We start from the raw sequence: 12,826 nt of genomic DNA, 5'->3' as shown, positions 1-12,826 counted from the left end.
GACGCCCGGCGAAGGCCCAATGGTGCCGGCGATCGGCCGGGCCGACCAGTTCAGACCTTCTGGTCACGACAGCAGAGGAGGCAGAAGGCACCGAAAGGGGGATGCCGGAGCGACGGCGCTGATAACACCTGCCCGGAGCTACCGTACGTCACGCCTGCGGCGGTAGCCCCGGAGACGCCGTCCCGGAGCGAGTAGAAAATCCACCCCGGGACGAAGGGGCTCCGGGCGCTCAGCCCTCCGAGCCCTGCGCCACCTGGATAGCGACCTGGTCGGCGGTGACGTTTTCCAGCGTGACCGAGAAACCGCCAACCTCGGCGGCCGGCTGCCCGGTGGTGAGGGTGAGCTGCTCGCCGGCGACCTCGACGGTCACCTCATCGTCCTGGGCACCGATCAACCTCGCCTCGACACCGAGGATGCTGGCCTCGGCGTTGGTCTCACGGTCGAAGGTGACTGTGCAGCCGTCCAGCCCACAGTCGGTAGAGACCCCCTCGGCGGAGCCGCAGCCGGCCAGCACTGCGGCACCGAGGGCCAGGCCGACGAGGAGGCCGGCGGTGCGACGGGGGGTTTTCGGGGGGAGGGGAATGCATCGGTTCGTCACGGCCCAAGGGTACGAGACGGCCGCCGTACCGACTTTCCGCCAACTTCGGCAGCGCGGGTTAGGGTCCGCTCATGCCGTTCGACATCGCCCGCATTCGGGCCGCGTATCCCGCCCTGGCCGAGGGGCACGTCCACTTCGACGGTGCCGGCGGCACCCAGACCGCCGCGCCGGTGATCGCCGCGGTGACCGAGACGATGGGTGCGGCGCTGGGCAACCGCAGCGGCGGCAACCTTCCCGGCCGACGCTCGCTGGAGCTGGTGGCCGCCGCCCGTACGGCCCTGGCCGACCTGCTCGGCACGGATCCGGAGGGGGTGGTGCTGGGCCCGAGCGCGACCGCGCTCACCTACACCCTGGCCCGCGCCCTCGGGGCAACCTGGCGGCCAGGAGACGAGGTGGTGGTGTCCCGACTCGACCACGACGCCAACGTCCGGCCGTGGATCCAGGCAGCCGAGGCGGCGGGCGCAACCGTACGGTGGGCGGAGTTCGACAGGCACAGCGGCGAGCTGCCGACTGGTCAGTACCCCGACCTGGTCAACGAACGGACTCGGCTGGTGGCGGTCACCGCCGCTAGCAATGCGATCGGCACGATGCCCGACGTGGCGGCGATCGCCAAAGCAGCCCACGCCGTCGGAGCGCTGGTCTGCGTGGACGGTGTGCACTCGGTGCCGCACGGTCCGACCGACCGCACCGCGTTGGGCGCTGACTTCCTGGTCACCAGCGCCTACAAGTGGTCTGGACCGCACCTGGCCGCGGTGGCGGCGGATCCGGCGTGCTGGGAGCAGCTGCGCCCGGCGAAGCTACGCCCCTCCGCCGACTCCGTACCCGATCGATTCGAGTACGGGACGCCCAGTTTTCCGCTGCTGGCCGGGGCGGCCGTCGCCGTGGACCATCTCGCCGGGCTGGACCCGACGGCCACCGGGAGCCGGCGGGAGCGACTGCGGAGCAGCCTGAGCGCGGCGCGCGCGTACGAGGAGGAGCTGTTGGACCGGTTACTCGGCGGTCTCGCTGACCTGCCCGCGGTCACCGTGCTCGGCTCCCCGGCCCGGCGCTGCCCCACGGTGTCGTTCCGGCTGGCCGGCCAGTCGCCGGCGGAAACTCAGGCGGCGCTCGGTGCGGCGGGGTTCTGCCTCTCCGCCGGTGACTACTACGCCTACGAGTACTTCCAGACGTTGGGGCTGCGGGACAGCGGCGGGGCGGTACGCGTCAGCCTGTACCACTACAACACCCACCCCGAAGTGGACCGTCTGCTCGACGAGGTGGCGAGGCTCTCCCCAGACCGCTGACCGCCGCAGCTCGCAGTCAGCCGATCCCGGTCCGGCGGCCGTCGCGGCTCGCGATCAGCTGATCCCGGTCAGGAGCTCCGCCGCGGCCCGGCCGCCGGCGCGGGTCGCGCCGTGGGTGGCGACGTGCACCGCCCCGGTGACCAGTTCGGGTACGCCCAACTCGACGACGACGGCATCCGGGCGACCGGTCAAAGCGCGCGTCACGGCTGCCCGCATCCACGGATGCCGGTGTAGGTCACGCACGACGAGGACAAGGTGGCGGCCACCGGCTTGGCTGGTGAGGTCCAGGGGCACCTCGGCCTCGACATATCGGGCGGTGGTCGTGCCCGGTAGCAGAGCCGCCAGGGGCGCGGCGACGCCCCACGGTGTCTCCGTGCCGATCGCGAGGTTGCGGGGCGGCGCGAACTCGACCACGTGGGCGGGGCCGGCCAGCGGCAGCGCGCCCAGCCCGGCACCAACCGTCGTTACCCGCACGGCCCGGCGGGCGGCGGCGAACCCTATCGCCGAGCCGCTGCCGGCCGCTGGACGGGTGGGCCGGCCGGCCTGGCGGGCGGCGGTGGCGGCGGCGAGTTGGTCCACCCGCTTGGCCGCCTCGGCTAGGCGCTCCTCGGGCAGTTCTCCCGCTGCGACGGCGGCCACGATCGCGTCCCGCAGCCGCCGGGCCGCGTCCTCGTCGGCGTGCTCGCCGCCGACGCAGATGGCGTCGGCCCCCGCGGCCAGGGCACGTACCGCGGCGCCGGTGAAGCCGTACCGGTCGGCGACCGCGCGCATCTCCACCGCGTCGGTCACCACGACCCCGGCGAAGCCCAACTCGTCCCGGAGCAGGCCGGTGAGGATCCGGCGGCTCAGGGTGGCCGGTAGGTCTGGGTCCAGCGCGGGCACGAACAGGTGACCGGTCATGACGGCCTGCACGCCAGCGGAGAGCGCGGCGCGAAACGGGGTCAGCTCCACCGCGTCCAGCCGGCTCCGATCGCCGGCGATCCGGGGCAGACCGTGGTGGGAGTCGACCTGGGTGTCACCGTGCCCGGGGAAGTGTTTGGCGCAGGCCGCGACGCCGCCGGCCTGTAGGCCCCGCACCCAGGCGGCGGTGTGCCGGGCGGTCAGATCCGGGTCCGCCCCGAAGGATCGGACTCCGATCACCGGGTTGTCCGGATTGGAGTTGACATCGGCGGTGGGCGCGTAGTTCAGGGTGATCCCGAGCGCCGCCAGCTCCGCGCCGAGGTCGTTGGCCACCTCCTCGGTCAAAAGCGGATCGTCAATCACGCCGAGGGCCAAGTTGCCGGGGCGGGAGCTGCCGAGGCCCGACTCGATCCGGGTCACGTCACCGGCTTCCTCGTCGATGGCGACGATGACGTCCGGCCGCTCCGCGCGCAGCGTCGCGGTCAGCGCGGCGACCTGCTCCGAGTCGACCACGTTACGGGCGAAGAGCACCACCGCGCCGAGCCCCTCCCCCAGCCAGCGGCGCACCCAGGACGGGGCGGTGGTACCGACAAAGCCCGGCTGAAGGACGGTGGCGGCCAGGGAAGCAAGGTGTGCCTCACGTGTACTCACACCGCCGCCTCAGGCCGCTCGGCAATCCAGTCGGTCATGTCCCTCCCCCTCTGCGCCCGGGTGGCGACGCTTTGCCATGGTCACATCACCCAAATAAATAGTCAATAAACCTTACAGTTGCTGGGTGGCGACCGGACCGGGAGAGTTCAGGGATGGACTCCGAACTCCTGGCCGAGGCGACGGGCCCGGCCGACATCCCCGGCGTACGCCTTCTCGGCGTGGTGGTGGGCGGCCTACTGCTGGTCGCCGCGATCCGAGCGATGTTCCGCCGCTGAGGCCGGCCCCTGCGCCACTGCTTACCCAGACCGCCGGCGCCGGCCGGGCGACTGCCCCGGCTCGGGGGGCGACCGCTCAGGCCTCGGCCAACAGTTCGAGGACCCCCCGCTCGGCATCCTCGCGGGGCATCCACCGACCGACCGGCGCCAGCACCCCGTCGTGGTAGAGGTCCACGACCCGGGGGTCAACGTAGGACGTGCGGGCCACCGTCGGCGTGTTCCCGAGCAACCCCGCCACCTCACGCATCACCGCGGCCACCGCGCGCCGACGAGCGGTGGCGGACCGCTCTCCGCCAGCAGTGGCCAGCCCGGTGGCCGCCAAAACGGTGGCGTGCCAGGTCCGGAAGTCCTTCGCGGTCATCTCACCACCGCTGGCCACTCGCAGATACCCGTTGACATCGTCTCGGCGCACGTCCCGCCAGTTCCGGCCGTCCCAGTAACCGAAGAGCCGAGCCGCGGCGCGGCGGCGACGCCGTAGATTGGCCAGCACCCGACACAGCACCGGATCCTCAATCCACCGAACCTGTTCGACGCCGCCCTTCGCCGGAAACTCGAGGACCATGCAGCCACGGCGGGAGTGAGCGTGCTCCGGGCGCAGGGTGGACACTCCGAACGTCGGATCGTCGCCGGCCGCATACCGCTCGCTGCCCACCCGGAAGGCACCCAGGTCCAACAGTCGAGCCACAGTGGCCAGCACCCGATCTCGGTTCAGTCCCCGACCGTCGAGGTCCTCCGCGATGCGTTCGCGCAACCGGGGCAACCGCCGGGCCACCTCGAGCACGTGGTCAAACTTCGCCTCGTCCCGCTTGCGCCGCCACTCCGGGTGGTACAGGTACTGTCGGCGCCCAGCAGCGTCAACGCCGGTTGCCTGGATGTGCCCGTTCGGATACGGCGAGATCCACACGTCCTGCCAGGCCGGCGGGATGACGAGGTCACGCAGGCGGGCCAGCCGATCCGGATCCCGGACCGGCTCGCCGGCCGGATCACAGAACCCCCAGCCCCGGCCGCGCCGGTGGCGCCGGTAGCCGGGCCGGCCCGGATCGCTACGCCGCAGTCGCACCGGTCGCCCGCACCATCCGCTCCACCTCGGCCACGGCGACCAGCACCTGGTCGACGTTGATCGCCGCCAGCGTCGGATGGGGCCCCGCCCCGTCCCGGTCCGGACAGTCCCCGCCGCCCGCCCCGAGGCTCCGATGCCACGTCCGTTCGGGTGGTGGTCCCCAATGGGCCGGCGAGTGGGGACCGAAGAGGACCACCGAGGGAGTGCCGTAGGCGGTGGCGAGGTGGGCGATGCCGGTGTCACCGCTGATCAGCAGGCGGGCGTGGGCGACCAGGCCGGCGAGGTGACGCAAGTCGGTACGGCCGGCTCGTACGGTGTGCGCGGGCAGCCCGGCGAGCTGCGCGACCCGGCGGGCGAGGGGTTGCTCGGTGGCGTCACCGGTGATGACGATCTGATGACCGGTCCCGGCGAGCTGGCGGCCGAGGGCCGCGAACCGCTCCACCGGCCAGCGTTTGCCCGGAATCTTCGAGCCAGGATGCAGCAGAGTCACCCCGGTCGGGTTCCGGCCGGGTGCTGGCCGGCGCAGACCCAGATCAGTCGGGTCGGTCGGAACACCGTGCCAGGCCAGCAGGCGGCACCACCGATGGACCTCGTGCTCGTCGGCCCGCCAGGAGGGGCCGTCGTGGTGCCCGGCGGCCCGGTTCACGAAGGCGAACAGCCGACGGGGGCGGGTGCCGACCAGCAGGCGGTGTGACTCTGGCCCGCGGCCATGCAGGTTAACCGCCAGGTCGGGGGCGGGGCCGCGCCACCGCAGGTGAGCCAGACCGGCGGTGTCGACCAGCTCGTCGATACCGCCGATCAGCTCGACCAACGGGGCCAACCAGCGCGGGGCAAGCAGGACCAGGTGCTCGTCGGGGTAGCGAGCACGCAGGGCACGCAGGGCCGGCACGGCGGTGGCGAGGTCGCCGAGGCCCAGCGCACGAAGAATCAGGATCACGGGTAGGAGGACTCCTGTTCGGCGCAGACCACCAGCTCCCGGACGGCACAGCCGGCGGGTTGGGTCAGGGCGAACATGACGGCGGCGGCGGTGTCCGCCGGGTCGTTGAGGATCGCGTCCGGTCCGGGTCGGTACTGCGGGTCCCGGTCGTCAAAGAAGGCGGTGCGCATACCACCGGGGATGAGCAGGGTCACGCCGACTCGGCCGGCGAGCTCGGCGGCGAGGGAACGGGTGAACCCGACCACCCCGAACTTCGCCGCGCAGTACGCCGTCGCGTCGCCGACCGCCTTGACCCCCAACGTTGAGGCGACGGTGACGATCCGGCCCCGAGCCGTCTCGAGGAACGGTAGCGCCGCGCGGATAACGGCGGCGGTGGCGAGCAGGTCCACCGTGACGATCCGGTCCCAGACCTCCCCCGGCAGATCGGCCAGCCGACCCGGTACATCCATTCCGGCCGCCGTCACCACGGCGTCCAGGCCGCCGCTGTCCTCGGCGAGTTCTCGAGTGGCGGCCTCGGCCCCCCGAGTATCCGCCAGATCGCACGCAGCCCACGGCACCCCATCCGCCGGGGGCTGCCGGTCCAGCACCAGCGGTCGCCCACCCGCCTCGGCCACCGCCGAGACCACCGCCGCGCCCAGCCCACTCGACCCACCGGTCACCAGGACCGTGTACCCGGCGTTCATCGGATCCCCGCCGATCGATGGGGCCGGGTCGCCACCCCCGGTGATGGGTCTGCGCGCAGCACCGCGGTTGCCGCCGACGTGGTGGCGTTGGCACCACCCCGCTGGTGCGCAGCCGCGATCATCTCGGTGGTCGAGCGCCCGTCCAGGTACGGCACCACCACGGTGTGCCCGCCCCACCGCCGCACCAGGTCCGCCTCCGGCAGCACCGGTTCGCCACCACCGGTGGCATAGTCGCCCCCCTTGACCCAGATATCCGGCCGGAGCCAGGTCAGGGCCGCCTGCGGAGTTGGATCGTCAAAGACCATGACCGCGTCGACGCAGCTCAAGGCGGCGAGGAGGCGACTCCGGTCGCCCTGCGGCATCACCGGCCGGTCCGGACCCTTCAACGCCGCCACGCTGGCATCGGAGTTGAGGCAGACCACCAGGCAGTCGCCAAGTTGACGGGCAGCCTGCAAGGTCGCCACGTGCCCCGCGTGCAGTAGGTCAAAGCAGCCGCCGGTCGCGACGACGGTGCCGCCGGCGGCGCGGACCTCGGAGACGACGGTGGCGGCAGCCGCCACGCCGACCCGCTCGGCCGGGACACCCGGCAGCACCGAGGGCAACGGCCCAACCGGTGGCGGCAGCATACTCGCCACTCCCCCACCCGCCACGTACGCACACGCCTCGGCGACCGCCTCCTGCACCGCCTCGGAGACCAACGCACCCCGGGCCAGAGCGATGGCGGCGGTGGCCGCGAATCGATCCCCCGCACCGCAGGTGTCTCCGTCCGCTGTGGAAATCGCGGGCACGATCAGCGGCGTCGGCCCGGCGTGACAGAGCAGCGCTCCCTCCCCGCCCATCGTCACCGCGACGGCCCGCGCCTGCCATCGCTGACGCAACTCCAGCGCGCCCCGCGACGCGGTCACCAGCCGGGTCTCGCCCGGCGGCACCTTCGCCAGCTCGCGTACCTCGGACTCGTTGGGCGTGGCCAGGTGCACCCCGGGCACCGCGGCCGGCCCCCGAGGATGCGGATCCCAGACCACCGGTGCCCGGGTGCCGGCCAGCGCCGCCCGCAGTACCGGTTGCCCGGCCACTCCACGGCCATAGTCACTGACCAGCACGGTGGCGGCCCCGGCGATGACCCGCAGCACCGCCTCCGCCGGCGGGCTGGGCTCACCGACGGCACCGCCGCGGTCATGGCGCAGCAAGACCCGGCCCTGCGACCGCAACCGGACCTTCTCCGGAGTCCCGCCAGCCAGCCCGAGGGCATACACCTGGACGCCGGCGGCGGCGAGAAGCGAGCTGAGCCGGGCGGCACCGGCATCGTCGGCCAGGGCGGTCACCAGGACGACCTCGGTGTCCGGCGCCGCCGCCGCGAACATCGCGGCCAGACCGGCACCGCCCGGCCGGTCGGCAGACGAGGTCTCGTCGAGCACCGGCACCGGCGAGTCCGGACAGAGCCGGTTCACCGCCCCCTCCACGTCCCGGTCGAGCAGGGTGTCGCCGACCACCACCAGGGGTCCCCTCACACTTACCTCCTCATCCCCTCGACCTGCTGCCCGTCCTCCGGGACCACCTCAACCCCGGTCCGCACCGGCCCGGTGGCCGGTGGATCGGCCGGCACCTCGGCTTCCAGGCCGGTCAACGGCATCCCCGCCACCGGCAGCCCCTCCGGTGTACCCGCGGTGGCGGCCAGGACCACCGGCAGCGCCTGCTCGGTGTACTCGCAGAGCAGGTGACTGGTGACCAGGTGCAGCTCCTGGACGATCTGCCCGTCCGGTGCGGGGACGGCGAGGGTCTCGTGGCAGAGGTCGGCCAGCGGATTGGGGGCGGGGCCGGTCAGCGCCCAGCAGCGCAGGCCGACCTGGTGGGCGGCCTGCGCTGCCGCGAGGAGGTTCCGGCTCCGGCCACTGGTGGACAGCAGCAGGAGGATGTCCCCGGGGCGGCCGTGGGCATACACCTGACGGGCGAAAACCTGGTCGTAGCCGTAGTCGTTGCCGATGGCGGTAAGGGCGCTGGTCTCGGCGTGCAGGGCGATGGCGGAGAAGGGCTGACGGTCGGCGCGAAGCTTGCCGACGAGTTCGGCGGTGAGATGTTGCGCCTCGGCGGCGCTACCGCCGTTGCCGGCCGCCAGCAGCCGACCACCAGCAGCGAGGGTACGGGCGAGCTCGGCTCCCCAGGCGGGGAGTCGCTGGGCGGCTCGGCGATACGACGGCAGCGCGGCGGTAAGCCCCGTCAGGTGCTCCTCCAGCAGCGACCGGGCCGGCGTCATCCGGCCACCACCCGGGTCGCCCGGCCGATGGCCGCCACGTCGCCGTAAACCTCCACCAGCCGCTCCGCCGTGGCCGCCCACGCGTAGCGCTCCCGAGCCCGGTCCAGCGCCGCCGCCGCGTACCCGAACCGACGAATCCGGTCGTCGAGTAGTCGCTGGATCGCGGTACCGAGCGCGCGGGGATCCCGGGCGGGCACCAGGTCACCGGTCACCCCATCCACCACCGTGTCCCGAAGCCCCCCGACCGCGGTCCCCACCACCGGCACGCCGCACGCCATCGCCTCGAGCGGGGTCAACCCGAACGGCTCGTACCACGGCGCGGCGACCAGCACGTCCGCGGACCGGTACCAGTGGCCCATCTCCTCCCGGGGCACCGCTCCGGCCAGCCGCACCCGGTCAGCCACCCCGCAGGTGTGCGCCAGGGCGCGGAGCCGCCCCGCGTACGGGTCGGTTTCGAGGAGCCCGGCCGGTGGGCCGCCGACCACCACGCACTCCGCCTCCGGCACGTATCCCATCGCCCGGACCACGGTCTGGAAGCCCTTCCGCTCGACCAGCCGCCCCACGGTGAGAATGCGGGGGCGGCCGTCGTCGCGTGCGGCGGCCGGGCCAAGCGGGGCGAAGGTACGGAGGTTGACTCCGGAGGGGACGACCGTCATCCGCGACCGGGGCACCCCCATCCGCACCAACTCGCCGACCTCGTCCTGGCACTGGGCGATCACCCGATCCACCGCGCGACCGAGTTGCCGCTCGTAACCGATACGGCGGGCCGGACTGGTGTCCTGTACGCCCTGGTACCGCCGCTTCACCACACCGAGCGCGTGGTACGTCTGCACCACCGGCACACCGGTTTTGCGGCCAGCGGCGAGCGCGGCGAGGCCGCTCATCCAGAAGTGCGCGTGGACCACCTCCGGGGTCCATCGATCACCACGCCACCGTTCCGTCAGCCAGTGACTGAACTCCCGCATGTGTGGCAGCAGGGCGTCCTTGGCCAGCGGCTCGGCCGGGCCGGCCGGGACGTGCACCACCTCGTACCCGTCCGGGCAGCGAACCGTTCCCGGCAGGTCAACGGCGTCCCGGCGGGTGTAGACCCGGACTTCGTGGCCGGCCGCGGCGAGCGCCGCGGAGAGCTCGGCGACGTGCGTGTTCTGGCCGCCGGCGTCCTCCCCGCCAAGGACCGCGAGCGGGCTGGCGTGTTCCGAGATCATCGCGATCCGCATACTTCCTCCTCCAGCAGCCGGTCCCAGTCGGTGAGGAAACGGTCCAGGCCATACCGGTCGCGGGCGGCGCGGCGGGCGACAGCGCCCGCCCGGCGGGCGCTCGCTGGGTCCGCCAGCAACTGACCGGTGGCGGTGAGCAGGTCGTCAACCCGGGTAGCGAGGGCACCGGCCCCGGGCGGCACCGCCATCACGGCCTCGGTGGCAGCGAGCGCGACGACCGGCATTCCGATCGTCATCGCCTCGATCAGACTCAGCCCGAGCGATGTCCAGCGGCACAGGTGCAGATAGGCCCGCCGCCGAGCCAACTCGGCGTGCATCCGCGCCTGGGGCAGGTCGTCGTGGCTGGTCACCCGGTCGGCGGGCAGTCCGAGCCGGTCGGCGAGCCCGGTCACCTTCAGGCCGAACACGTCCAGCGGAGCGAGCTCGGCGAAGCGGGGCAGCAGGTCAGTACCGGTGACCCGCCAGCGACGAATCGGTTCGTTGATCACCACTGCGAGCCGCTCCAACTCGCCGCTGTAGCTGACCGTCGGCGGCACGACACCGTGGTCCACCACGGTGGTCCGGGTGCCACCGGTGTCCCAGTAGAGCTGGTTGAAGGCGGTCACGTGAGCGATCAACAGGTCGTCTCGGTCGGCCATCGGGTGTCGGCTGTTCGGCACCGCACCGTCCTTCGGGGTGTTGTGCTCGACGTAGATCGCCGGAATGTCGCGGCCCGGCCGGCGGTCCAGCCACTCGATGGCCAGGGCCTCTTCCTCGGGTCGTTGCAGAAGGACCAGATCCACCTCGGCGGTGGCCAACTCCGACGGGCTGATCTCGACCGCGTTCTCCGGCCACGGATAGGTACGGGCCCGACCCCGGCCGTCCGGGCCGCGGTCGGGGGTGACCGGCACCAGGTAACGATGCTTGCCATGGACGAACGACGTGGTCCAGGAGCCGTGCACATGCCAGAGCAGGATGTTCATCGGCCGCTCCGAGCCAGGGCAACGACCCCCGCCGAGCTCGACGGTCGGGACGGCGCTACGCCGAGCAGGGCCAGCGCGGTAAGCACCTCCTCGGGCTGGATCCGGCTCAGGCACGGGTGGCCGGGCACCGGGCAGGTGGCGGCGCGGGTGCCGCGGCAGGGGGCGTCCGGGTCGCCGAGCCGAACGGTCGGCACCCGCCACGGTCCCCACTGACCAAATGGGACGGTCGGGGCGAAGAGGCTGACCACCGGGACGCCGTACGCGGCGGCGAGGTGGGCCGGACCGGTATTGCCGACGATCACCGCGGCGGCGCCGGCGACGGCCGCGGCCAAGTCGACCAGCTCGGTCCCGCCACCGAGGTCAACGGCGAGTCCGCCGGCCACCTGGGCGGTCAGCGCCACCTCGTCCGGGCCGCCGGTAACCACGACGCGGTGGCCCGCGTTGACCAGCGTCCGGACAATCTCCACCGCCAGGTCCGGTGGCAACCCCCGGGACTGTGCCGCCGAGCCGGGGTGGAGCAGAACGTAGCCCGGTGCACCCGCCCGCGCGGGCGGCGGCGGCACGGGCCGCAGTCGCAGGGCCGGTTCGTCATCGGGAGGTAGGGAGTAACCAGCGGCGGCGGCGAGCGAGAGTGCGCGTTCGGGCTCGGGGACGCCGACCGGAACGCGGTGGCGGATGTCGAGCAGGCTTCCGGGGTAGTCGTCGCTGATCGCGCTGATGCGCTCTACGCCGACGGTACGCAGCAGCAGTGCCAGGGGGAGGGAAGACTGGTGGTAGCTGGTGAAGATGACCGCCTCGTCGGCGTTCACGGCGGCGAGGGTGGCGGTGAGCGCGGCGATGTCCGGCCCGGAGACCGGTTCGGGCGCGGGATCGATCCAGGGCAGTTTGTGTACGACGACGGCGTCCACGCCGGGTAGGAGGTCGGCGGCGGCGCGACCCCGCGGTCCGCACAACAGGACGACTCGGCGGGCGTGGGCGGCGACAGCCCGAATCGCCGGGCCGGTAACAAACACGTCACCAGCCGAGTCGGAGCGAACGACAAGAACGGTTCCGGTGCCGCCGTGGGAGCGCGACGGCCGCGCCGGCTCGGCAGTGACCATAATCGGCGCGGACCCGACAGCGGCCAGGGTCGACTCGGACCTGACAGCGGCCAGGGTCGACTCGGACCCGACAGCGGCCGGGACCTGCGGGGCCGCCGACGCGGCGGTGGGCCGGTGGGTGGCCGGGGCAATCGCGGTCTGCCGACGAAGAATCTCGGCCACCGCGGTCGGTAGATCCGCGGCGACCCACGGGGCGGCGCTGCTCTCGGCTGGTCTGGTCAGCGGCGTGGGCACCAACACGGCTTGGGCGCCGGCAGCCAGGGCGGCGGTGACATCGCGGCCAATGTCACCGATCAGAACGCACTCTTGCGGTGTGGTGCCGAGCCGGCGGGCAGCGGAGTGAATGAGTTTGGGCCTGGGTTTACGACAGTCACACCGGTCCGCTTCGTCGTGCGGACAGACCAGCCAGGCATCGAACGGGCCGAGCAACTGCTCAACCCGGGCGTGCACGGCCCGCAGCTGCGTCCTGGTAAATAGCCCTTTGGCCAGCCCGGACTGGTTCGTCACCACCGCCAGCCGTAAACCCGCCGCGCGGAGCGCATCCAGCGCCGCCCGCGCCCCCGGCATCGGCCGTACCCGCTCCGGATCCCCGTTGTACGGGACGTCCTCAATGAGGGTGCCATCCCGGTCCAGCAGCACCGCAGCAAAGAGGCGGGGAGCCCCACCTGGGCCGGAGCGGGCTGCTGCCCGGGCCGACCTGCGCTGATCCGGCTCCACCTGTGGCACGGCCGGCGGGTTCCCGGCGCCCCGGGGAGTAAACCTCAGCGCCGGCGCCGCCGACGCGGGCGCGGGCGCGGTGGACCTGACTCGGCCTCCGCCCCGCCGTGGACTTACCCGCCGCCCCCGAGAAGCTAACCCGGCCGCCGGTCGTCCCCGCGCGCCGGTTCGGTTCGTCCCCGGCGTTCGGGC

General features: G+C 72.9%; 12 protein-coding genes. 2 read left to right on the top strand and 10 right to left on the bottom strand.

Going from position 1 to position 12,826, the window contains the following annotated elements; genetic code table 11:
• Positions 1-229 precede the first annotated feature (229 nt).
• Entirely contained in the window at positions 230-598 is a 369-nt protein-coding gene (locus SALPAC4_RS0118565) for a hypothetical protein (RefSeq protein WP_019871603.1), read from the bottom strand.
• Between the two features lie 71 nt (positions 599-669).
• Between SALPAC4_RS0118565 and SALPAC4_RS0118560 the strand changes: the two genes are divergently transcribed.
• A complete protein-coding gene (locus SALPAC4_RS0118560) occupies positions 670-1,881 on the top strand; it encodes a cysteine desulfurase-like protein (RefSeq protein ID WP_019871602.1) in 1,212 nt (403 codons plus the stop codon).
• Between the two features lie 54 nt (positions 1,882-1,935).
• Here the strand turns inward: SALPAC4_RS0118560 and SALPAC4_RS0118555 are convergent, their stop codons facing one another.
• A complete protein-coding gene (locus tag SALPAC4_RS0118555) occupies positions 1,936-3,432 on the bottom strand; it encodes a glycoside hydrolase family 3 protein (protein ID WP_019871601.1) in 1,497 nt (498 codons plus the stop codon).
• 152 nt (positions 3,433-3,584) lie between these two features.
• Here SALPAC4_RS0118555 and SALPAC4_RS28840 point away from each other — a divergent pair, with 152 nt between their 5' ends.
• Positions 3,585-3,707 (top strand): hypothetical protein, encoded by a 123-nt coding sequence (locus tag SALPAC4_RS28840; protein WP_018743924.1) that lies wholly within the window; start codon positions 3,585-3,587, stop codon positions 3,705-3,707.
• A 76-nt stretch (positions 3,708-3,783) separates the two neighbouring features.
• Here the strand turns inward: SALPAC4_RS28840 and SALPAC4_RS0118545 are convergent, their stop codons facing one another.
• Genes SALPAC4_RS0118545 through SALPAC4_RS0118510 form a run of 8 tightly spaced genes read right to left on the bottom strand, consistent with a single transcriptional unit; the run spans position 3,784 to position 12,643 of the window.
• On the bottom strand, positions 3,784-4,767 hold the full coding sequence (locus SALPAC4_RS0118545; protein WP_019871600.1) for a DNA topoisomerase IB: 984 nt from the start codon (positions 4,765-4,767) through the stop codon (positions 3,784-3,786).
• Positions 4,751-5,704, bottom strand: coding sequence for a glycosyltransferase family 9 protein (locus tag SALPAC4_RS0118540; RefSeq protein WP_019871599.1), 954 nt, complete (start codon positions 5,702-5,704; stop codon positions 4,751-4,753). Before SALPAC4_RS0118540 ends, SALPAC4_RS0118545 begins: the two co-directional genes overlap by 17 nt.
• The gene (locus tag SALPAC4_RS0118535; RefSeq protein WP_019871598.1) at positions 5,701-6,387 is read right to left on the bottom strand and encodes an SDR family oxidoreductase; all 687 of its coding nucleotides are present in this window, start codon (positions 6,385-6,387) and stop codon (positions 5,701-5,703) included. Before SALPAC4_RS0118535 ends, SALPAC4_RS0118540 begins: the two co-directional genes overlap by 4 nt.
• The gene (locus SALPAC4_RS0118530; RefSeq protein WP_027644353.1) at positions 6,384-7,895 is read right to left on the bottom strand and encodes a PfkB family carbohydrate kinase; all 1,512 of its coding nucleotides are present in this window, start codon (positions 7,893-7,895) and stop codon (positions 6,384-6,386) included. The genes SALPAC4_RS0118535 and SALPAC4_RS0118530 overlap by 4 nt, the downstream gene beginning before the upstream one ends.
• A 2-nt stretch (positions 7,896-7,897) precedes the next feature.
• Positions 7,898-8,638 carry a D-sedoheptulose-7-phosphate isomerase gene (locus tag SALPAC4_RS0118525; protein WP_019871596.1) on the bottom strand — a complete coding sequence of 247 codons (741 nt, stop codon included), beginning with the start codon at positions 8,636-8,638 and terminating at the stop codon, positions 7,898-7,900.
• A complete protein-coding gene (locus tag SALPAC4_RS0118520; RefSeq protein WP_019871595.1) occupies positions 8,635-9,855 on the bottom strand; it encodes a glycosyltransferase in 1,221 nt (406 codons plus the stop codon). Before SALPAC4_RS0118520 ends, SALPAC4_RS0118525 begins: the two co-directional genes overlap by 4 nt.
• Entirely contained in the window at positions 9,840-10,817 is a 978-nt protein-coding gene (locus tag SALPAC4_RS0118515; RefSeq protein ID WP_019871594.1) for a glycosyltransferase, read from the bottom strand. Before SALPAC4_RS0118515 ends, SALPAC4_RS0118520 begins: the two co-directional genes overlap by 16 nt.
• On the bottom strand, positions 10,814-12,643 hold the full coding sequence (locus SALPAC4_RS0118510; protein ID WP_027644352.1) for an HAD-IIIA family hydrolase: 1,830 nt from the start codon (positions 12,641-12,643) through the stop codon (positions 10,814-10,816). The genes SALPAC4_RS0118515 and SALPAC4_RS0118510 overlap by 4 nt, the downstream gene beginning before the upstream one ends.
• Positions 12,644-12,826: the final 183 nt, after the last annotated feature.

The organism is Salinispora oceanensis (genome assembly GCF_000383575.1).
GTDB lineage: Bacteria > Actinomycetota > Actinomycetes > Mycobacteriales > Micromonosporaceae > Micromonospora > Micromonospora oceanensis.
Note: the sequence above shows the minus strand (reverse complement) of the source record. Positions and strands in the feature narration are given on the sequence as shown.

Coding starts and splice junctions, on each gene's coding strand:
- SALPAC4_RS0118560 (WP_019871602.1), top strand. CDS start 670: ATGCCGTTCGACATCGCCCGCATTCGGGCCGCGTATCCCGCCCTGGCC.
- SALPAC4_RS28840 (WP_018743924.1), top strand. CDS start 3,585: ATGGACTCCGAACTCCTGGCCGAGGCGACGGGCCCGGCCGACATCCCC.
- SALPAC4_RS0118535 (WP_019871598.1), bottom strand. CDS start 6,387: ATGAACGCCGGGTACACGGTCCTGGTGACCGGTGGGTCGAGTGGGCTG.
- SALPAC4_RS0118525 (WP_019871596.1), bottom strand. CDS start 8,638: ATGACGCCGGCCCGGTCGCTGCTGGAGGAGCACCTGACGGGGCTTACC.
- SALPAC4_RS0118520 (WP_019871595.1), bottom strand. CDS start 9,855: ATGCGGATCGCGATGATCTCGGAACACGCCAGCCCGCTCGCGGTCCTT.
- SALPAC4_RS0118515 (WP_019871594.1), bottom strand. CDS start 10,817: ATGAACATCCTGCTCTGGCATGTGCACGGCTCCTGGACCACGTCGTTC.